The sequence below is a fragment of the Nocardioides proteolyticus genome (assembly GCF_051280635.3).
GTDB lineage: Bacteria > Actinomycetota > Actinomycetes > Propionibacteriales > Nocardioidaceae > Nocardioides.
The window spans coordinates 148756-167529 of record NZ_JBNBPO030000002.1 but is presented as its reverse complement, the minus strand read 5'-3'; the positions used below and the strand labels follow the sequence as shown (position 1 = coordinate 167529).

Below are 18774 nucleotides of genomic sequence, written 5' to 3'. Positions count from 1 at the left end.
CGTGCGCCGCGCGTCCGGAACCGGGGACGGCCACGGGCCGCTAGCCTTCGGGGCATGGACCCCGTGACCGGACTCTCCCTGGGCCGCATCGCCATCGGCGTCGGCGCGCTCGCAGCCCCCACCACCGCGGCGAAGACCTTCGGGCTCGACCCGGCGGCGAACCCCCAGCTGGGCTACTTCGGCCGGATGTTCGGCGCCCGGGAGATCGCGCTCGGCGCGGTGACCCTGATGTCCAAGGGCGCGCTGCGGCGCAACCTCACCATGGTGGGGCTCGCCGTGGACGGCGCCGACGCCGCGTCGGGAGCACTCGAGATGGCGGCGCACCGGGTGCCGCGGTCGGCGGGGCTGATGCTGATGGCCGGCGCGCTCGGCGCCGTGGGTGCCGGTGCCGCGGCGCTGGTCTCCGCCCGGGGCTGACGCTCTCCACCAACCAGGGGCCACGGCGGCCCCTGGCCTCCTGGTCAGCCGGCGACCATCGCGACGACGGCGACGACGCCGACGACGACGATCACCGCCCGGAGCAGGGCCGCCGGTAGCCGCCTGCCGACCGAGGCGCCGAGGAGGCCGCCGGCGATCGCGCCGGTGGCGATCACCCCGGCCGCCGTCCAGTCGATGTCGATCCCGGTGACGAGGCCGAGCTGGACGACGACGACGAACACCAGCGACGCGACGGCGTTGACGCTCGCGGCCAGCACGTTCTTCACCGCGTTGAGCCGCTGCAGGGTGTCGTGCACGCCCGAGCCGAGCACGCCCATGCTGATCACGCCGAAGGCGGCGCCGAAGTAGCCGCCGTACGCGCCGGTGGTCAGCATCGCCGGCCAGACCCACGCGGCGTCCGGCGCGTCGGTGACCCCGGTTGCCGCCACGCGCTCGCGCACCCGGCGGGCGAGCCGCGGCTGGAGCAGCACGAGCACCACGCCGGCCAGGATCAGCACCGGCACGATCGCCTCGAAGGCGCCGGGCGGCAGGACGAGCAGCAGCACCGCGCCCGCCACACCGCCGAGGAGCACGGCGCTGGAGAGCCGCAGGATGCGGGCTCGCTGCCCCGCCAGCTCCCGGCGGTAGCCGATGGCACCGGCGACCGAGCCCGGCACCAGCCCGATGCTGTTGGACATGTTCGCGGTGACCGGCGGCACGCCCAGCGCGAGCAGGGTCGGGAAGGTGACCAGCGTGCCGGAGCCGACGATCGTGTTGATCACCCCGGCCCACACCCCCGCGAAGAGGAGTGCGGCGGTCTCGAGCAGCGTCACTCAGCCCCGGCGTCGTCGGTGGCCGCCGGCCGGTCCTGCCGTCCCGGGCGAGCGGCGCTCTCGGCCTCGGCGATCGCCTCCTGGACCGCCTGGTTGGCGCCGCCCTGCTCGCCGGACGCGCTCCTCGGCTCGCTCTCGCCCATGTCGACCCGGGTGGCGGGGCCGTCGGTCTGCCGCGGGATGCCGGCGACCTCGTGGATGGACGACCCGAGCCCTTCGAGCGCCTTGGTGATCTCGGACGGGATCACCCAGACCTTGTTGGCGTCGCCCTCGGCGATCCGGGGCATCATCTGGAGGTACTGGTAGGCCAGCAGCGCCTGGTCGGGCCGGCCGTCGTGGATCGCCTGGAAGACGGTCTGGATCGCCTGCCCCTCGCCCTGGGCGCGCAGGATCTGCGCCTCGCGCTCGGCCTCGGCGCGCAGGATCTGCGCCTCGCGCTCACCCTCGGCGTTGAGGATCGCTGCCTGCTTGTTGCCCTCCGCCGTCAGGATCGCCGACTGGCGCTGTCCCTCGGCGGTCAGGATGAAGGCGCGCTTGTCGCGGTCGGCGCGCATCTGCTTCTCCATCGCGTCCTTGATCGACGGGGGCGGCTCGATGCCCTTGATCTCCACGCGCTTGACCTTGATGCCCCAGCGCCCGGTGGTCTCGTCGAGGACGGCCGAGAGGCCGTTGTTGATGGTCTCGCGGCTGGTCAGGGTCTGCTCGAGGTCCATGCCGCCGACCACGTTGCGCAGCGTGGTCATGGTGAGCTGCTCGATCGCCTGGATGTAGTTGGAGATCTCGTAGGTCGCTGCGATCGGGTCGGTCACCTGGAAGAAGATCACGGTGTCGATGTCGACGGTGAGGTTGTCCTCGGTGATCGCCCCCTGGGGCGGGAAGCTGACCACCTGTTCACGCAGGTCGATCATGTAGTGGACCTTGTCGATGAAGGGCACGACGAAGTTGAGTCCGGCCGGCAGGGTCTCCTTGTACTTGCCGAACCGCTCCACGACGCCGGCATAGGCCTGCGGCACCACCCTCACCGCCTTCGCGACCACGACGATCACGAACAGCAGCAGCAGCCCGAGCAGGATCAGGACGACCATGGGAACTCCTTCAGTGGGGGGTGTCGAAGACCGGCCGGACGTGCGCCGTGGCACCCACGATCTCGATGACCTCGACGGTCCGTCCGGCCTCGATGTCGGACTCCGCGCCGGGCGACACGGCCAGCCAGCTCTCGCCACCGATCTTCACGCGGCCCGGGTTGTGCGCCGCGATGGACTCGGTCACGAGGCCGCGGGCACCGACCAGGCCCGCGGGTCCGAGCGCGAGCTCGGGGCCGCCGTGCAGACGCTTGACCAGGGGCGGTCGGACGCCTGCGATGAGCAGCACGGCGGCCGCCGAGGCGACCAGGACCTGGGCCACGACGCTGTCGGTCACCAGGGCCGTGCCCATCCCGGCGAGCGCGCCGCCGGCGAGCATGAGCAGGAAGAGGTCCATGCTCAGCATCTCGGCGACACCCAGCACGATGGCGACGCCGAGCCACGTCTCCCATAGGTGCTCACGGAGCCAGTCCATACCGGCACTCTAGGTCACCGCGCCGACCTGCCGCCGGGCCGGCGCGTGCGACGCCTCAGCCGCGGTGGTGGTGCTTGCGCCGCGCCGCGTAGCGGCCGTCGTGCTCCTCGAGCACCAGCGGCATGCCGAAGGTGGCCGACAGCGCCTCCGCGGTGAGGGTGGTCTCGATCGGGCCCTGGGCGACGACGGCCCCGTCCCGGAGCATGAGCACGTGGGTGAAGCCCGGAGGGATCTCCTCCACGTGGTGCGAGACCAGCACGGTCGCCGGCGAGGACGGGTCGTAGGCGAGGACCGAGAGCGTCGACACCAGGTCCTCCCGCCCGCCGAGGTCGAGGCCCGCGGCGGGCTCGTCGAGCAGGAGCAGCTCCGGGTCGGTCATCAGCGCCCGGGCGATCTGCACCCGCTTGCGCTCGCCCTCGCTCAGGGTGCCGAAGGTGCGGTCGGCCAGCCGCATCACGCCGACCTCCCGGAGCAGGTCGTCGGCGCGGCCGTGGTCGACGTCGTCGTACTGCTCGCGCCAGCGGCCGAGCACGGCGTACGACGCCGAGACCACCACGTCGCGGACGACCTCGTTGCGCGGGATCCGCTCGGCGACGGCGGCACTGGTGACGCCGATCCGGGGCCGCAGGTCGAACACGTCGACCGTGCCGAGCAGCTCGCCGAGGATGCCGACCGCCCCCGACGTCGGGTGCAGCTGGGCGCCCGCGACCTGCAGCAGCGTCGTCTTGCCGGCACCGTTGGCGCCGAGCACCACCCAGCGCTGCCCGTCCTTGACCACCCAGGTCACCCGGTCCAGGAGCGTCGCCTGGCCGCGGCGCACGGTGACGTCGGCGAGCTCGAGCACGGCGGACATGTCGGCCACCCTAGCGACGCCCCGGTGGCCCGGAGACGCGAACCCGGGGCTCGGCGGGCTCGGGCGGGTGACGTAGCGTCGGCCGCCGTGAGCTACCTGCCCGCGTCCGCCCGGCTCGCCTGGTGGGGCACCGCCTGGCTCCGCGGGCGGATCGGTCCCGACGAGCTCCTGGACGGCGTGCTGGGGGGCGCTGACCCCACGGATCCCGAGCGCGACACGGCGCACGTCGTGATCGGGCCGGCCGGGCCCGAGCCGCTGCTGCTCGAGCTCGCGGCGGCGCGCAACGCGGGGGCGGAGGCCGTCGGCGCGGCCTTCCCCGCCGCCGGCGACCCGGTCGGGCTTCGCGGGCCGCGGCCCTTCACCGGCGCGGCCGTCGACGCGGGCGAGGCGGTGCTGCTGCTCGGCGCGGGCACCGGCCTGGTCCCGCACCAGGTCGGGCGCGCGGTGGAGTGGACGTCGTACGCGGTGGACCGGCGGCCGCCACCGGACCTCGGCGAGGCCGACCGCGGGCTGCGGTCGGCACTGCTGGAGGCGGCGGGGCGGCTAGCGGAGCTCGACGTGGCGCACTGGCGGCCCGAGGTCGCCGACGAACTGATGCAGCGGCCCGCGCCCGTGCGGGCCCCGTCCACGACGCCCCACCTCGCGGTCGACCTCGCTGGCCGCGCGCTGCACCTCCACGCGGTCGTCGAGCTGGCTCTGGAGGACGACGGAGGGGCGGTGACCGCCACCGAGGCCGGCGCCCGGCGGGCCGCGATCAACCCGCTCGCCCGCGCCGTACGGCACGCCCTCACCGCCGCCTGCTCCCCTGACGGCTGGCCGCACCGATAGCCTGCAGCCGCGATGAGCCACCACCCTTCAGCCGACACCCTCCTGATCACGGTCACCGGCACCGACCGGCCGGGCGTCACCTCCGCCGTGCTCGAGACGCTCGCCCAGTCGGGTGTCAGCGTCGTCGACCTCGAGCAGATCGTGATGCGGGGGCGGCTGGTGCTGGGCGTCCTGGTCTCCGCGCCCCGTGACGCCAGGAGGCTGCGCTCGGCGGTCACCGCGACGGTGGAGGCGCTCGGCATGCAGGTGGAGATCGAGCGCGGGTCCGGCGACAACCGGTCCCGCGCCGAGGGACGCGCGCACGTGACGGTGATCGGCGCTCCGCTCAAGGCCTCGGCGATGGCCGCGATCGCCGGCAGGATCGCCGACTGCGGCGGCAACATCGACCGGATCGAGCGGATGGCGCGCTATCCGGTGACGGCGATCGAGTTGGACGTGTCCGGTGCGCCGCCGGACGGCCTGCGCCGGCTCCTGGCGGTCGAGGCGGCCGCGCACGACATCGACGTGGCCGTGCAGCCGGCCAACCTCCTGCGCCACGGCATGCGGCTGATCGTGATGGACGTCGACTCCACCCTCATCGAGGGGGAGGTCATCGAGATGCTCGCCGACCACGCCGGCTACGGCGCCGAGGTGGCGGAGGTGACCGAGCGGGCGATGCGCGGCGAGCTGGACTTCGAGCAGTCCCTCCGCGCCCGCGTCAAGCTGCTCGCCGGCCTCGACGCATCGGTCCTCGACCAGGTGTACGACGCCATCGTGATCAATCCCGGCGCCCGGACGCTGGTGCGGACCCTGCGCCGTCTCGGCTACCGCTTCGCCATCGTGTCGGGCGGGTTCAGCCAGATCACCGACCGGCTGGCCGACGACCTCGGCATCCACCGTGCGCGCGCCAACAAGCTCGAGATCGTCGACGGCCGGCTCACCGGCGAGGTGGTGGGTCCGGTCGTGGATCGAGCCGGCAAGGCCGCGGCGCTGCGGGAGTTCGCCGCCGAGCTCGGCGTGCCGGAGGCGGCGACGATCGCGATCGGCGACGGCGCCAACGACCTGGACATGCTGGCCGCCGCCGGCCTGGGCATCGCCTACAACGCCCGTCCGGTGGTCCGGGAGGCGGCGGACACCGCGCTCAGCGTGCCGTACCTCGACACGATCATGTACCTCCTGGGCATCACCCGCGAGGAGATCGAGGCGGCCGACGCCGAGGCCGGCTTCACCACGCCTGCACCGCCGCTCCTGCCGTAGGGAGGCTCGCCCGGCCCGGCCCGGTCCTGCCCCGGACGGCGGCTCAGCCGCGGCCGACGTGGAAGGCCGCGAGCCGAGCACACATCCGCTCCACCGCAGGCCAGTCGCAGTCCAGCTCGAACACGGCCGCCGCGGCGGTCGGGAAGCCGGTGAGGTCGCCGGCCGTCCCCTCGCCGTCGTCGAGCAGCTGGGCGACCATCCCGATGGTGGGGTTGTGACCGACGACCACCAGCTCGCGGGCGCCCGGCTCGGCGTCCCGGACGATGTCGAGGACGCCCTCCTCATCGGTGCTGTAGAGGGTGCCGTCGACCTGTGGCTCGATGGTCCACCCGGCGGCCTCGGCGACCAGTGCCCAGGTCTCCGTGGTGCGGGCCGCATAGGACACGTAGGCGGCGTCGGCGCCGATCCCCTGGTCGCGGAGCCAGGCTCCCAGCGCCCGCGCGTCCGTCCGGCCGCGGTCGGTGAGCACCCGCTCGACGTCCTTGTCAGCGAAGGACTCGGCCTGGGCGTGCCGTACGACGACGAGGCGCCGGTTGCTGTTCACGGCTGAATGGTAGGGCTCATGCCCGGCCGGTGATGCCCGATGGCCACACGAGGGTGCCGGTGCCGGTGATCTTCGTCATGGCGGCCGCGATCCCCTGGGGCCGCTAGGCACCCATGGCGTGGAAGCCGCCGTCGACGTGGACGATCTCGCCGGTGGTCGCGGGGAAGAGGTCCGACAGGAGGGCGCAGACGGCGCGTGCGGTCGGCTCCTGGTCGGTGTTGTCCCAGCCCAGCGGTGCCCGGGTCGTCCACATCGACTCCAGCTCGCCGAAGCCGGGGATCGCCTTCGCCGCCAGGGTGCGCAGCGGGCCGGCCGAGACCAGGTTGACCCGAATGCCGTCGGGGCCGAGGTCGCGGGCCAGGTAGCGCGAGCACGACTCGAGACCCGCCTTGGCGACGCCCATCCAGTCGTAGACCGGCCACGCCGAGCTGGCGTCGAAGGTCAGCCCGACGATCGAGCCGCCCTCGGCCATCAGCGGCCGGCAGGCCACGGCCAGCGACTTCAGGGAGTACGCCGAGACCTCCAGCGCCTGCGCGACGTCCTTCCAGGGACCCTCGAGGAACTTGCCGCCCAGGAGCGTCTCCGGATTGCCGTAGGCGATCGAGTGGACGACACCGTGGAGCACGGCGTCCTCCCCAAGATGGCCGCGTACGGCGTCGGCCAGGCCGGCGAGGTGCTCGGGGTCGGTCACGTCCAGCTCCAGCACCGGCGGCTCGGTCGGCAGCCGACGTGCGATCCGGCGGGTGATCCGCAGCGCCTGCCCGAAGTTGGAGATCAGCACGGTCGCGCCCTGCTCCTGGGCGAACCGCGCGACCGCGAAGCCGATGGAGGTGTCGAGGGTGACACCCGCGACCAGGACGTTCTTGCCGGCGAGGATGCCGGAGGTCTGTGCCGCCATCTCAGTGCCCCATCCCGAGTCCGCCGTCCACCGGGATCACGGCGCCGGTCACGTAGGCCGCTGAGGGGCTCGCGAGCCAGGTCACCGCTCCCGCCACCTCGGCCGGGTCGGCGTACCGCCCGAGCGGGACCTGGCCTCGGATCGCCTCCTTCTGCTGGTCGCTGAGCACCGCCGTCATGTCGGTGTCGACGTAGCCGGGCGCGACCACGTTGGCGGTGATCGACCGCGGCCCGAGCTCGCGGGCCAGCGACCGCGCCATGCCGACGAGGCCGGCCTTGGACGCGGCGTAGTTGACCTGGCCCGGCGAGCCCAGGAGGCCGACGACGCTGGAGATGAAGATGATCCGGCCGCGCTTGAGCCGGAGCATGCCCTTGGCGGCGCGGCGGGCGAGGCGGAAGGAGCCGGTCAGGTTGGTGTCGAGCACCGCGTCCCAGTCGGCGTCCGACATCCGCAGCAGCAGCGTGTCGGCCGTGATCCCCGCGTTGGCGACCAGCACCTCCACCGGGCCGTGCGCCTGCTCGGCCTCGGCGAACGCCGCCTCCACCGACGCCAGGTCGGTCACGTCGGCCTTCAGCTCGAGCACGCCGGCGGGAGCACCGCCGCTGCGGGTGGTCACCGCCACCTGGTCGCCCTGGGCGACGAACGCCTCCGCGATGGCGCGGCCGATGCCGCGGTTGCCGCCGGTGACGAGGACGGAGCGTGGTTGGTTCACGCTTCGTGACGCTAGTGGCGACCCCGCTCCCCCTTCGCCCCCCGCGCGCACCAAGATCCCCCACGATCCTTGTGGAGGTCCTACAACGCCGAGTTGGGGTTTCCGCCGCCCGAGTTGGGGTTTCCGCCGCCCGAGTTGGGGTTTCCGCCCCGCGAGCCGGGGTTTCCGCCCCGCGAGCCGGGAATTGCCCGCCGCGAGCCGGGCGGCGGGTTCGGGCTCGGGCTACTCGTCGTCCTCGAGGCGGAAGCCGACCTTCATGCCGACCTGGAAGTGCTCGACCTGGCCGTCCTTGATCTGCCCCCGCACCTGGGTGACCTCGAACCAGTCGAGGTGGCGGAGAGTCTGGCTGGCGCGGTCGATGGCGTTGCGGATCGCCTGGTCGACGCCGTCGGGCGAGGTGCCGACGATCTCGGTCACACGGTAGGTGCGGTTGGACATGTCCGCAGCGTACTGCCCAGGGCCCGCGACGTAGGCTGGATCCATGCCCACCACGCGGCCGGCGCGCCAGCGCGACCAGGCGACGATCCGGATCACCACCGCCGGCGCCGACCCGCAGGCCGACTTGCGTCGCCGTCAGCGCCGTTACGTCATCGCGATGACGATCCGGTCGCTCAGCTTCATCGGCGCGGCGGTTGCCGGGGCGGCCGGCCTGCACTGGCTGTGGCCGTTCCTGATCCTCGCAGCCGTGGTGCTGCCGTACGTCGCGGTGGTGATGGCCAACGCGAACGACAGCCGCGCCACCGACCTTCCGCTCACGGGCGGCGGCGACGCCCAGCGCCAGCTCGGTGCCGGCCGGACGACCGGGACCGACGGGGGTGCGGGTGGAGCCTGATCTCTGCTCGGCGAAGGGGTGCCGGCGGGCGGCGGCCTGGCAGCTCAAGTGGAACAACCCGCGGATCCACACCGCCGACCGGCGCAAGACCTGGCTGGCGTGCGACGAGCACCGTGAGTCGCTGGAGACCTTCCTCGGCGCGCGCGGCTTCCTCAAGGACACCGTTCCCCACTCCCCCTGACCCGACGCGTCGGGCCCTGCCCGGAGAGCGCGGCTCGCCTGCCCCATCCGTTTCGGAGCAGGCCAGTTGTGGTCCCCACCCTGGGAGTGCGACCGGCTCATCCACAGGCCAGTGCTCGGGCGCGGCGGTCGGCGCGGGACCGGGCGATCGTCGTACGCATGAGCGCTAACGACCTTCCGGAGCAGCCCTTCACGACCGCCGACGCCCAGAGCTGGGGGCTCACTCGCAAGCAGATCGAGCGGGCGCTCGACAGCGGCCAGATCGTCCGGTGCGCGCGAGGGGTCTACGCCCCGGCCGCACTGACCGGCACGCCCGCCGACCGTGCGCGAGCGATCCGGCCCGGTCTGGCGCCGCACCACGTCGTCACCGACCGCACCGCGGCCTGGATCCACGGTGCGGACGCGTTCGGCTGGGCGGAGCACGACATCTCGGTCCCGGTCGAGACCTGTGCCCTGCGCGGTCACAACCCCACGCGCCGCGCCGAGGCCGATGGCCGCACGCGCGACCTGGCTGCCACCGACGTGGTGGTGATCGACGGGCTGCGCGTGACGACGCCGCTCCGGACCGCCCTCGACCTGGGCTGTCACCTCCGGCGACGGGAGGCCCTCGCCGCCATGATCGATCTCGCCCGTCTCCACGGCTTCGGGGTCGCCGAGCTGCGTCGCGAGCTCCCCCGCTTCCGCGGTCGTCGCGGCGTGGTCCAGCTGCGGCAGCTCGTGCCGCTGGTCGATGCGCGCATCGAGTCGGCGCGCGAGGCATGGACCTGGCTGGCCATCCACGACGCGGGACTCCCGATGCCGGAGCCCCAGGTGTGGGTGGAGATCGACGGCGAGCCCGCCTTCCGCCTGGACTTCGCCTACCGGCACGCGCGCGTGGGCGTGGAGTACGACGGGTTCGACGCGCACGACCGCACCCCCGGCCAACGGGAGTACGACGAGCGCCGCCGCGCGTGGCTCCGCGAGGAGGGCTGGGTGGTGATCGTCGTGCGTCGCGGTGACTTCACCGGCGCGGCCCTGGACCGCTGGCTCGGCGAGCTGCGGGAGGCGCTGCGGCCGTCGTACTCGACGCGGCGATGGTGACCGAACCGACAACTGGCGGGGCGGAAACCCCAACTCGCGGGGCGGAAACCCCAACTCGCGGGGCGGAAACCCCAACTCGGCGGATCAGCCGCCGATGGCGGACATCGGGCGGTCGGGCTGGAGGAAGGTGGGGTCGTCGATGCCGTGGCCGGCGGCCTTGCCCCACATCGCGGCACGCCAGCGGTCGGCGAGGTCCTCGTCGGAGGCGCCGGCGCGCAGGGCCAGGCGGAGGTCGGACTCGGAGCGGGCGAACAGGCAGTTGCGGACCTGACCGTCGGCCGTGAGCCGCACGCGGTCACAGTCGCCGCAGAACGGCCGGGTCACCGAGGCGATGACGCCCACGGTCGCGGGCCCGCCGTCGACCAGGAACAGCTCCGCCGGCGCGCTCCCGCGGGGCTCGACCGCCGGCGACAGCGCGAACCGCGTCGCCAGCGACGCGAAGATCTCGTCGGCGGTCACCATCGCGTCGCGGTCCCAGCCGTGCTGGGCGTCGAGCGGCATCTGCTCGATGAACCGCAGCTGGTAGCCGCGGTCCAGGCACCACTGGAGCAGCTCCGGGGCCTGGTCGTCGTTGACGCCGCGCAGCAGCACCGCGTTGACCTTCACGGGGCCGAGCCCGGCCGCCTCTGCCGCAGCCAGGCCGTCGACGACGTCGTCGAGCCGGTCGCGGCGGGTGATCTCGCGGAAGGTGTCGCGACGCACCGAGTCCAGGCTCACGTTGACCCGGTCGAGGCCCGCCTCCGCCAGGGCGCCGGCCGTCCGCGCCAGCCCGAGCGCGTTGGTGGTGATCGACATCTCGACCGCGGCGTCGACCTCGCGCACCCGGCGCACGATGTCGACCAGGCCGCGCCGCACCAGCGGCTCGCCGCCGGTGAACCGCACCTCCCGCACCCCGAGGCGCTGCGTGGCGACCGTGATCAGCCGGACCACCTCGTCGTCGGTGAGCTGCTCCTCGCCGGGCAGCCAGTCGAGGCCCTCGGGCGGCATGCAGTAGGTGCAGCGCAGGTTGCACCGGTCGGTCAGCGACACCCGGAGGTCGGTCGCGACCCGTCCGTGACGGTCGAGGAGCTGCTGCACCCGTCCAGCATAGGCCGGGGCATGGTTGGTCGAAGGCTGGTCATACGGTGGTCACGTGCGTGACTGGCTGGCGTCGTGGCGGTTCCTGGTGAGCCGACGCTGGTTGCTCTTCTTCCTCGCGGTGCTCGCGGTCGGCTACGGGACCTGGTGGCTGGGCGAGTGGCAGTTCGGCCGGTTGGAGGACCGCCGCGACCGCAACGCGGCCGTCCGGGCCAACGAGGACCGCACTCCGGTGCCGGTCGACCAGGTGCTGGCGCCCGGGGAGCCGGTCGCGCCCGACGAGGAGTGGCGGCTGGTCAGCGCCACCGGCGAGTACGACGCCGAGGACACCGTCGTGGTCCGCTACCGCACGCGCGACGGGATGCCGGGGGTGGAGGCCGTCGTACCGCTGGTGACCGCCGACGGCACCGCCCTCGTGGTCGACCGAGGGTGGCACCCGACCGACGACCCCGGCTTCGACCCGCAGGACCTCCCCGCCCCGCCGGAGGGCGAGGTGACGATCACCGGCTGGGTGCGCGCCAACGGCACCGGCGACAGCACTGCGGTCACCGACGGGTCGACCCGCGCCATCAACAGCGAGGAGATCGGCGAGGCGGTCGGCCGGGAGGTCTACACCGGCTTCGTGGCGCTCCGGTCCGAGGATCCGGCTCCGGCGGAGGAGCTGGAGCCGGTGCAGCTGCCCGAGCTCGACGAGGGGCCGCACTTCTTCTACGGCCTCCAGTGGTGGTTCTTCGGCATCCTGGCGCTGGGCGGCTTCCTCTACCTCGCGTGGGACGAGCGGAGGAACGGGCCGCGGGGCGACCGCCGGCGCGCGAGGCGACAGCGGTCGGGCGGACCCTTCGGCCGCGCCCGCGCGGCTCAGAGCGCCCGGGTCATGCCGCCGTCGACCGGCACCATCGCGCCGGACACGAAGGAGGCGGCGGGCGAGAGCAGGAACGCCGCGACCCGGCCGAACTCCTCGGGCGCGCCGTAGCGGCGCAGCGGGATCTGCTCCTCCCACCGCTGCCGGGTGGCCTCCGCGTCGCCGGACGCCGCGTCGAGCTCGGCGACCCGCTCGGTGCCGACCCGGCCAGGCAGGAGCCCGTTGACGCGCACGCCGCGGGGACCGAGCTCCTCGGCGAGGTCCTTGGCGATCATGGCGAGCCCCGGGCGGAGCCCGTTGGAGACCGACAGGCCGGGGACCGGCTGGCGGACACTCGTCGACAGCACGAACGCGAGAGCGCCTCCCTCGCCCAGCACGGCGCCGACCTCGCGCGCCAGCCGCACGGTGCCGAGGAACACGCTCTCGAAGGCGGCGGTCCACTGCTCGTCCGTGGTCCCGCCGACCGGACCGGCCGGCGGGCCGCCCACGCTCACAAGGGCGCCGTCCAGGCGGCCCCACCGCTGCAGGGCCGCCTCGATCAGCCGGTTCGGGGTCTGCGCGTCGGCGTTGTCGGCCACGACCCCGATGGCCGCCTCGGGCCCACCGAGGCGGCCGAGCGCCGTGACCGCCTCGTCCACCGAGCCCGGTCGGCGTCCCGACACCACGACCCGGGCGCCGTCGGCCACCAACGCCTCCGCGGTCGCCCGCCCGAGGCCGCGCGTGCCGCCCGTGACGACGTACACCCGGTCGCGCAGCTGCAGGTCCATGGCCCGAGCCTACGGAGTCCCGGGCAGGGTCTCCGCGACGTGGGAGACCGGCACCACGTCGGGCGCTCCCTTGCGCGCGGCGTCGGCGGTGTGGTCGTCGGGCTGCCGCTGGCTCTCGCGCTCGGCCTCGACCCGCTTGAGGTAGTGGTCGACCTCGCGGTCGCGCTGCTCGTCGTCCCAGCGCAGGTGCCCGCGCACCAGGTCGGCGACGTACGGCGCCGCCGCGACCCCGCGGTCGAACGTCTCGATCGAGATCCGCATCCGCCGGGTCAGGATGTCGTCGAGGTGGCGGGCTCCCTCGTGGGTGACGGCGTAGACGGCCTCGACCTGCAGGTAGTCCTCAGCGCCGGGCAGCGGCTCGGCGAGGCCGGGCTCCGCCTCGACCAGCTCGAGGAGCTCCAGCACCAGCGAGCCGTACCGCTCCAGGAGGTGCTCGACCCGGTTGACCGCGAGCCCGGAGCGGGCGGCGAGGCCGCGGCGCTGGTTCCACAGGGCGTGGTAGCCGTCGGCACCGACCAGGGGGATCCGCTCGGTCACGCACTCCCCCACCTTCCGGCCGACCACCGACTCCAGGCCGTGCACCGCCTCGTCGACCGCGTCGGCGGCCATCACGCGGTAGGTCGTGTACTTGCCGCCGGCGACCACCACCAGGCCCGGCACCGAGTGGGCCACGGCGTGCTCGCGGGAGAGCTTGGAGGTCGCCGCGTCCTCACCGGCCAGCAGGGGCCGCAGCCCGGCGAAGACGCCCTCGACGTCGTCCCTGGTCAGGGGCACCTCGAGCACGCGGTTGACCCGCTCGAGCAGGTAGTCGATGTCGCGCGAGCTCGCGGCCGGGTGGTCCTTCGACAGCTCCCAGTCGGTGTCGGTCGTGCCGATCATCCAGTGCCGCTTCCACGGGATCACGAAGAGCACCGACTTCTCGGTGCGCAGGATCAGGCCGGTCTCGCCGCGGATCCGGTCGCGCGGCACGACGAGGTGGATGCCCTTGCTCGCCCGCACCCGGAACTGGCCGCGCTCGCGGGCCATCGACTGGGTCTCGTCGGTCCAGACCCCCGTCGCGTTGACCACCTGGGACGCCCGCACCTCGAAGCGGGCGCCCGTCTCGAGGTCGACCACCTCGGCCCCGACGACCCGCTCGCTCTCCTTGAGCAGTCCGACGACCCGGGTCCGGGAGGCGACGGCGGCCCCGTAGGTGGCGGCGGTACGGGCCAGGAACATGGTGTGCCGGGCGTCGTCGACCTGGGCGTCGTAGTAGCGGATCGCACCGACGAGCGCGTCCTTGCGCAGCGAGGGGAACGCCTTGCGAGCGCCGTGCCGGGTCAGGTGCCGGTGGAGCGGCATGCCGTCGCCGTAGCCGCTGGCCCGCGACATCGCGTCGTAGAGGGCGACGCCCGCGCCGGCGTACCAGCGCTCCCAGCCGCGCCCGTCGAGCGGGTAGAGGAACGGCACCGGCTGGACGAGGTGGGGTGCCAGCCGCTGCATCAGCAGCCCGCGCTCCTTGAGCGCCTCGGCGACCAGCCGGAAGTCGAGCATCTCCAGGTAGCGCAGCCCGCCGTGCACGAGCTTGGAGCTGCGGCTCGACGTCCCGGACGCGAAGTCCCGCGCCTCCACCAGCCCCACGGACAGCCCGCGCGTGGCGGCGTCGAGGGCGGCACCCGCTCCGACGACGCCGCCGCCGATGACCAGCACGTCGAGCGGCCGGCCGGCGAGCTGCTCGAGCGCTGCGGCGCGGGCTGCTGGCGACAGGGGCGCGGGGTTCATCGGGTCTCCTCCGGCTCGTCGGTCGCGGTGCTCAGACGTCCACCCAGTCGAGGGTGCGCTGGACCGCCTTGGTCCAGCTCGCGTATCCCTCCGCGCGCTGGTCGTCGCTCCACTGCGGCTCCCAGCGGGTGTCCTCCCGCCAGTTCTGCCGGAGCTCGTCGGTGTCGGCCCAGTAGCCGACGGAGAGCCCGGCGGCGTACGCCGCACCGAGGGCGGTGGTCTCGGGGACCACGGGCCGGCTCACCGGTACGCCGAGCACGTCGGCCTGGATCTGCATGCAGAGGCTGTTGAGGGTCACCCCGCCGTCGACCTTGAGCACCTCGAGCTCCACGCCGGAGTCCGAGCACATCGCCTCGACGACGTCGCGGGACTGGTAGCAGATCGCCTCGAGCGTGGCCCGGGCGAGATGCGCGTTCGTGTTGTAGCGCGAGAGCCCGACGATCGCGCCCCGGGCGTCGGAGCGCCAGTGCGGTGCGAACAGCCCGGAGAACGCGGGCACGAAGTACACGCCCCCGTTGTCCTCGACCTGCCGCGCGAGGGCCTCGGACTCGGAGGCACCGCTGATGATGCCGAGCTGGTCGCGCAGCCACTGCACGGCCGATCCGGTGACCGCGATCGAGCCCTCGAGGGCGTAGACGCACGGCTCGTCGCCGAACCGGTAGGCCGGGGTGGTCAGCAGTCCCGCCTCGGACCGCACGATCTCGGTGCCGGTGTTGAGCAGCATGAAGTTGCCGGTGCCGTAGGTGTTCTTCGCCTCGCCGGGCGCGAAGCAGACCTGCCCGACGGTCGCGGCCTGCTGGTCGCCCAGGATGCCCGTGATCGGGACCTCGCCGCCGAAGGGTCCGCTGCTGCGGGTCGTCCCGTACGGCGTGGTCGCCGACGACTCCCGGATCTCGGGCAGCATCCCGCGCGGGACGCCGAAGAAGCCGAGCAGCTCGTCGTCCCAGTCGAGGGTCTCGAGGTCCATCAGCATCGTCCGGCTGGCGTTGGTCACGTCGGTGACGTGCACGCCGCCGTCGACCCCGCCGGTGAGGTTCCACAGCAGCCAGGTGTCGGTGGTGCCGAAGAGCGCGTCGCCGCGCTCGGCCGCCTCCCGGACCCCCGGGACCTGCTCCAGGATCCACTGCAGCTTGCCGCCCGCGAAGTACGTCGCCGGCGGCAGGCCGGCGCGATGCCGGATCACGTCTCCGCGGCCGTCGCGGTCGAGCGCCGCGGCGATGCCGTCGGTGCGGGTGTCCTGCCACACGATCGCGTTGTAGAGCGGTCGGCCGGTCCGCCGGTCCCACACGATGGTGGTCTCCCGCTGGTTGGTGATGCCGACCGCCGCCAGGTCGCCGGCGTCCAGGCCGGCCTTGCCGAGCGCCGTCCGGACGACCGCCGAGGTGCGCTCCCAGATCTCCACGGGGTTGTGCTCGACCCAGCCGGCTCGCGGGAGCACCTGCTCGTGCTCCAGCTGGTGGCGGGCGACCTCGGTCCCGCTGTGGTCGAACACCATGAACCGGGTGCTGGTGGTGCCCTGGTCGACGGCCCCCACGAACCCAGACTGCGCAGCCATGCGCCAACTCTGGCACATCGACGTCCCGTCGCCCTTGACCTCAACTTAACTGGAGGTTTCACGATGGTTCCAGTTTCCCGAACTGGAAGGAGTCCCCATGACCCCCGTCGCACTGGTCACCGGCGGCAGCGCCGGCCTCGGTCGCGCTCTCGTCGCCGGCCTCACCGAGCGCGGCTGGTCGGTGGTCACCGACGGCCGCAGCACCGCTCGCCTCGACACGCTCCGCGAGCTGCCTCACAGCGACCGGATCACGCCCGTGCCCGGCGACGTGACCGACGCCGACCACCGCGCCGACCTGGCCGCCGCGGTCGAGCGGCTCGGTCGCCTGGACCTGCTGGTCCACAACGCGAGCGTCCTCGGCCCGGCCAGCGGGCAGACGCGGCATCGGCTGCTGGCCGACGTGACGCCGGAGGACCTGCAGCACGTGTGGCGCCACAACGTCGGCGCGCCGATGGTGCTGACCGGCCTGCTCCTGCCCGCGCTCGCCGCGGCCCGCGGCACCCTGCTGTCGATCTCCTCCGACGCCGCGGTCGAGCACTACCCCGGCTGGGGGCTCTACAGCGCGTCGAAGGCGGCCCTCGACCACGTCACCCTGACGTTCGCGGCCGAGAACCCGGAGATCGCGGCCTACGCGGTGGACCCGGGCGACATGCGCACCGAGATGCACCAGGCCTGGTTCCCGGACGAGGACATCTCCGACCGGCCGCTGCCCGAGACCGTCGTGCCGCACCTGCTCGGGCTGCTCGAGCGGCGCCCCCCGTCCGGCCGCTACCGCGCCGCCGAGCTTCCGGTCGCCCCGCCACCCGTGAAGGAGGTGGCCTGATGACGCTGATCGACGAGCGTCCAGCCATCGCGTTCCACGCACCCAGGGAGGCCTTCGCGCCGGCGCCCGCCGAGCGGCGCGGGCTGCGGCGCGACCAGGTCCGGCTCCTCGTCGCCGACGGCGAGCGCGGGCTCGCCCACACCACCTTCAGCACCTTGCCCGACCACCTCCGCGCGGGCGACGTGGTGGTGGTGAACGACTCCGCCACCGTCCCGGGCCAGCTCGATGCGGTGTCGAGCCGGCACGGGCCCGTCGTCGTACACCTCGCGACGGTGCTCGGTGACGGCGCCTTCGTCGTCGAGGTACGACGCGCGCCGGATGCCGACCGCTCCGTGCTCGACGCGCAGGCGGGTGACCTCCTCTCGGTCGCCGCCGGCACCACCACCCTTCAGCTCGTGGAGCCGTACCCCGAGGCGGGCTCCTCGCCGACGGGCCTCGGCAACCGGCTCTGGAGGGCGACGGTCGCCGAGGGGCAGGGCGACCTGCGCGCCGTCGCGCGACGCTACGGCCGGCCCATCAGCTACGGCTACCTGGCCGACCGGTACCCGCTGTCGGACTACCAGACGGTGTTCGGCCACCGGCCCGGCAGCGCGGAGATGCCGTCCGCCGGGCGGCCGTTCACCGAGGAGGTGGTCACCCGCCTCGTCGCGCGAGGCGTGGTGGTGGCGCCGGTGACCCTGCACACCGGGGTCTCGTCGCAGGAGGCCGGGGAGGCGCCCCAGGCCGAGTGGTTCGAGGTGCCCGCGACCACCGCCAGGGTCGTGAACGCCGCACGCGCGGGTGGAGGCCGGGTGGTGGCCGTGGGCACCACGGTCACCCGCGCCCTGGAGTCGGCCGTGGACACGACCGCCCTCGGGACGGCAGCCGGCACGGTGGTGCCGCGGCGCGGGTGGACCACCAGGGTGGTCACGCCCGGGGACCCACCACGGGTCGTCGACGGCCTGGTCACCGGCTGGCACGACCCCGAGGCCTCCCACCTGCTCCTGGTCGAGGCGGTGGCCGGCGTCGAGCTGGCCCAGGCGGCCTACCGGGCGGCGACGGAGGAGGGCTACCTCTGGCACGAGTTCGGCGACTCCTGCCTCCTGCTGCCGCGAGGCCGGTGACCGGACCTGGGGGTGCTCAGGGGGATTCCCGATGCGGAGCGTCGGCGGCGTGCGGCAGGCTGGTGCCATGACCGCCGACGCCCCCCACGTCCCCCCGTCCCCTAGCGGCTCCGCGGTGGCCGCCCGAGCGATCGACCTCCGCAAGACCTACGGCTCGGGCGACTCCGAGGTGCGCGCGCTCGACGGCGTCTCACTCGACCTGAGTGCCGGCCGCTTCACCGCGATCATGGGACCGTCCGGCTCCGGCAAGTCGACGTTGATGCACTGCCTGGCCGCGCTGGACACCCCGACCTCCGGTGAGGTGGTGGTGGGTGACGTCGAGCTCTCCGGCCTCTCCGACAAGGCGCTGACGCGGTTGCGGCGCGAGCGGATCGGCTTCGTGTTCCAGGCGTTCAACCTGATCCCCACGCTGACGGCCCGCGAGAACATCGTGCTGCCGCTCAGCCTCGCCGGCCGCAAGCCGGACCCCGAGTGGTTCGACACGGTGGTGGACACCATCGGCCTGCGCCCCCGGCTGGGCCATCGGCCGGCGGAGATGTCCGGGGGCCAGCAGCAGCGGGTGGCGTGTGCACGGGCCTTGGTGAGCAAGCCGTCGATCGTCTTCGCCGACGAGCCGACCGGCAACCTCGACAGCACCTCTGGTGCCGAGGTGCTCTCGTTCCTGCGGCGCAGCGTCGACGAGTTCGGCCAGACGGTGGTGATGGTGACCCACGACGCCGTCGCGGCGTCCTTCTGCGACCGCGTCGTGTTCCTCGCCGACGGGCGGGTCGTCGACGAGATCGCCCGGCCCGACCGCGAGCAGATCCTCGAGCACATGACCGCGCTCCAGGCTGCCGCCGTGGCCGGGACGGCCTGA

The 18774-nt window shown here is 73.6% G+C and carries 22 protein-coding genes; 10 read left to right on the top strand and 12 right to left on the bottom strand.

Going from position 1 to position 18774, the window contains the following annotated elements:
- Window positions 1-54 precede the first annotated feature (54 nt).
- Window positions 55-417 (top strand): hypothetical protein, encoded by a 363-nt coding sequence (locus tag ACPOLA_RS01980; RefSeq protein WP_435768704.1) that lies wholly within the window; start codon window positions 55-57, stop codon window positions 415-417.
- Between the two features lie 44 nt (window positions 418-461).
- Here the strand turns inward: ACPOLA_RS01980 and ACPOLA_RS01975 are convergent, their stop codons facing one another.
- The 4 genes from ACPOLA_RS01975 to ACPOLA_RS01960 are packed head-to-tail and all read right to left on the bottom strand — an operon-like array spanning window position 462 to window position 3660.
- A complete protein-coding gene (locus ACPOLA_RS01975; RefSeq protein WP_435768702.1) occupies window positions 462-1250 on the bottom strand; it encodes a sulfite exporter TauE/SafE family protein in 789 nt (262 codons plus the stop codon).
- Entirely contained in the window at window positions 1247-2335 is a 1089-nt protein-coding gene (locus ACPOLA_RS01970) for an SPFH domain-containing protein (RefSeq protein ID WP_435768700.1), read from the bottom strand. Before ACPOLA_RS01970 ends, ACPOLA_RS01975 begins: the two co-directional genes overlap by 4 nt.
- Before the next feature lie 10 nt (window positions 2336-2345).
- Window positions 2346-2807, bottom strand: a complete 462-nt coding sequence (locus ACPOLA_RS01965; protein ID WP_435768698.1) for an NfeD family protein — start codon at window positions 2805-2807, stop codon at window positions 2346-2348.
- Window positions 2808-2862: 55 nt separating this feature from the next.
- A complete protein-coding gene (locus ACPOLA_RS01960) occupies window positions 2863-3660 on the bottom strand; it encodes an ABC transporter ATP-binding protein (RefSeq protein ID WP_435768696.1) in 798 nt (265 codons plus the stop codon).
- An 87-nt stretch (window positions 3661-3747) separates the two neighbouring features.
- Here ACPOLA_RS01960 and ACPOLA_RS01955 point away from each other — a divergent pair, with 87 nt between their 5' ends.
- Together ACPOLA_RS01955 and serB are read left to right on the top strand one after the other, a co-directional pair.
- Window positions 3748-4488, top strand: a complete 741-nt coding sequence (locus ACPOLA_RS01955; RefSeq protein WP_435768695.1) for an Rv1486c family protein — start codon at window positions 3748-3750, stop codon at window positions 4486-4488.
- 12 nt (window positions 4489-4500) lie between these two features.
- Window positions 4501-5724 (top strand): phosphoserine phosphatase SerB, encoded by a 1224-nt coding sequence (gene serB / locus ACPOLA_RS01950; RefSeq protein WP_435768694.1) that lies wholly within the window; start codon window positions 4501-4503, stop codon window positions 5722-5724.
- Window positions 5725-5767: 43 nt separating this feature from the next.
- Here serB and ACPOLA_RS01945 read toward each other — a convergent pair whose 3' ends face one another.
- The 4 genes from ACPOLA_RS01945 to ACPOLA_RS01930 all read right to left on the bottom strand — a co-directional run bounded on the left by ACPOLA_RS01945 (window position 5768) and on the right by ACPOLA_RS01930 (window position 8316).
- A complete protein-coding gene (locus ACPOLA_RS01945) occupies window positions 5768-6268 on the bottom strand; it encodes a SixA phosphatase family protein (protein ID WP_435768693.1) in 501 nt (166 codons plus the stop codon).
- A gap of 103 nt (window positions 6269-6371) precedes the next feature.
- On the bottom strand, window positions 6372-7166 hold the full coding sequence (fabI, locus tag ACPOLA_RS01940) for an enoyl-ACP reductase FabI (RefSeq protein ID WP_435768692.1): 795 nt from the start codon (window positions 7164-7166) through the stop codon (window positions 6372-6374).
- A gap of 1 nt (window position 7167) precedes the next feature.
- Window positions 7168-7878, bottom strand: a complete 711-nt coding sequence (gene fabG / locus ACPOLA_RS01935; protein ID WP_435768691.1) for a 3-oxoacyl-ACP reductase FabG — start codon at window positions 7876-7878, stop codon at window positions 7168-7170.
- Window positions 7879-8100: 222 nt separating this feature from the next.
- Window positions 8101-8316, bottom strand: a complete 216-nt coding sequence (locus ACPOLA_RS01930; RefSeq protein ID WP_435768689.1) for a dodecin — start codon at window positions 8314-8316, stop codon at window positions 8101-8103.
- A 43-nt stretch (window positions 8317-8359) separates the two neighbouring features.
- Here ACPOLA_RS01930 and ACPOLA_RS01925 point away from each other — a divergent pair, with 43 nt between their 5' ends.
- From ACPOLA_RS01925 to ACPOLA_RS01915, 3 genes are all read left to right on the top strand, one after another.
- On the top strand, window positions 8360-8710 hold the full coding sequence (locus ACPOLA_RS01925; RefSeq protein ID WP_435768687.1) for a DUF3099 domain-containing protein: 351 nt from the start codon (window positions 8360-8362) through the stop codon (window positions 8708-8710).
- Window positions 8700-8891: an acetone carboxylase gene (locus ACPOLA_RS01920; protein ID WP_435768686.1), complete on the top strand. Its 192-nt coding sequence runs from the start codon at window positions 8700-8702 to the stop codon at window positions 8889-8891. Before ACPOLA_RS01925 ends, ACPOLA_RS01920 begins: the two co-directional genes overlap by 11 nt.
- A gap of 158 nt (window positions 8892-9049) precedes the next feature.
- Window positions 9050-9970: a type IV toxin-antitoxin system AbiEi family antitoxin gene (locus ACPOLA_RS01915; protein ID WP_435768684.1), complete on the top strand. Its 921-nt coding sequence runs from the start codon at window positions 9050-9052 to the stop codon at window positions 9968-9970.
- A gap of 84 nt (window positions 9971-10054) precedes the next feature.
- Here ACPOLA_RS01915 and moaA read toward each other — a convergent pair whose 3' ends face one another.
- Window positions 10055-11047, bottom strand: a complete 993-nt coding sequence (moaA, locus tag ACPOLA_RS01910; RefSeq protein ID WP_435768682.1) for a GTP 3',8-cyclase MoaA — start codon at window positions 11045-11047, stop codon at window positions 10055-10057.
- 55 nt (window positions 11048-11102) lie between these two features.
- On the opposite strand from moaA, the gene ACPOLA_RS01905 reads away from it, so the two are divergent.
- Window positions 11103-12020, top strand: a complete 918-nt coding sequence (locus tag ACPOLA_RS01905; protein WP_435768680.1) for an SURF1 family cytochrome oxidase biogenesis protein — start codon at window positions 11103-11105, stop codon at window positions 12018-12020.
- On the opposite strand, the gene ACPOLA_RS01900 is transcribed toward ACPOLA_RS01905, so the two are convergent.
- From ACPOLA_RS01900 to glpK, 3 genes are read right to left on the bottom strand one after another with little or no spacing between them, the layout of a single operon-like run.
- Window positions 11906-12676, bottom strand: a complete 771-nt coding sequence (locus ACPOLA_RS01900; protein ID WP_435768679.1) for an SDR family oxidoreductase — start codon at window positions 12674-12676, stop codon at window positions 11906-11908. The genes ACPOLA_RS01905 and ACPOLA_RS01900 overlap by 115 nt on opposite strands.
- 9 nt (window positions 12677-12685) lie before the next feature.
- Window positions 12686-14437: a glycerol-3-phosphate dehydrogenase/oxidase gene (locus tag ACPOLA_RS01895; protein ID WP_435768677.1), complete on the bottom strand. Its 1752-nt coding sequence runs from the start codon at window positions 14435-14437 to the stop codon at window positions 12686-12688.
- A gap of 31 nt (window positions 14438-14468) precedes the next feature.
- Window positions 14469-15992, bottom strand: a complete 1524-nt coding sequence (gene glpK, locus ACPOLA_RS01890; RefSeq protein ID WP_435768676.1) for a glycerol kinase GlpK — start codon at window positions 15990-15992, stop codon at window positions 14469-14471.
- 97 nt (window positions 15993-16089) lie between these two features.
- On the opposite strand from glpK, the gene ACPOLA_RS01885 reads away from it, so the two are divergent.
- The 3 genes from ACPOLA_RS01885 to ACPOLA_RS01875 all read left to right on the top strand — a co-directional run bounded on the left by ACPOLA_RS01885 (window position 16090) and on the right by ACPOLA_RS01875 (window position 18774).
- A complete protein-coding gene (locus tag ACPOLA_RS01885; RefSeq protein WP_435768675.1) occupies window positions 16090-16815 on the top strand; it encodes an SDR family NAD(P)-dependent oxidoreductase in 726 nt (241 codons plus the stop codon).
- Complete coding sequence (locus tag ACPOLA_RS01880; RefSeq protein WP_435768674.1) at window positions 16815-17918, top strand: S-adenosylmethionine:tRNA ribosyltransferase-isomerase; 1104 nt, start codon at window positions 16815-16817, stop codon at window positions 17916-17918. The genes ACPOLA_RS01885 and ACPOLA_RS01880 overlap by 1 nt, the downstream gene beginning before the upstream one ends.
- A gap of 67 nt (window positions 17919-17985) precedes the next feature.
- Window positions 17986-18774: an ABC transporter ATP-binding protein gene (locus ACPOLA_RS01875; RefSeq protein WP_435768673.1), complete on the top strand. Its 789-nt coding sequence runs from the start codon at window positions 17986-17988 to the stop codon at window positions 18772-18774.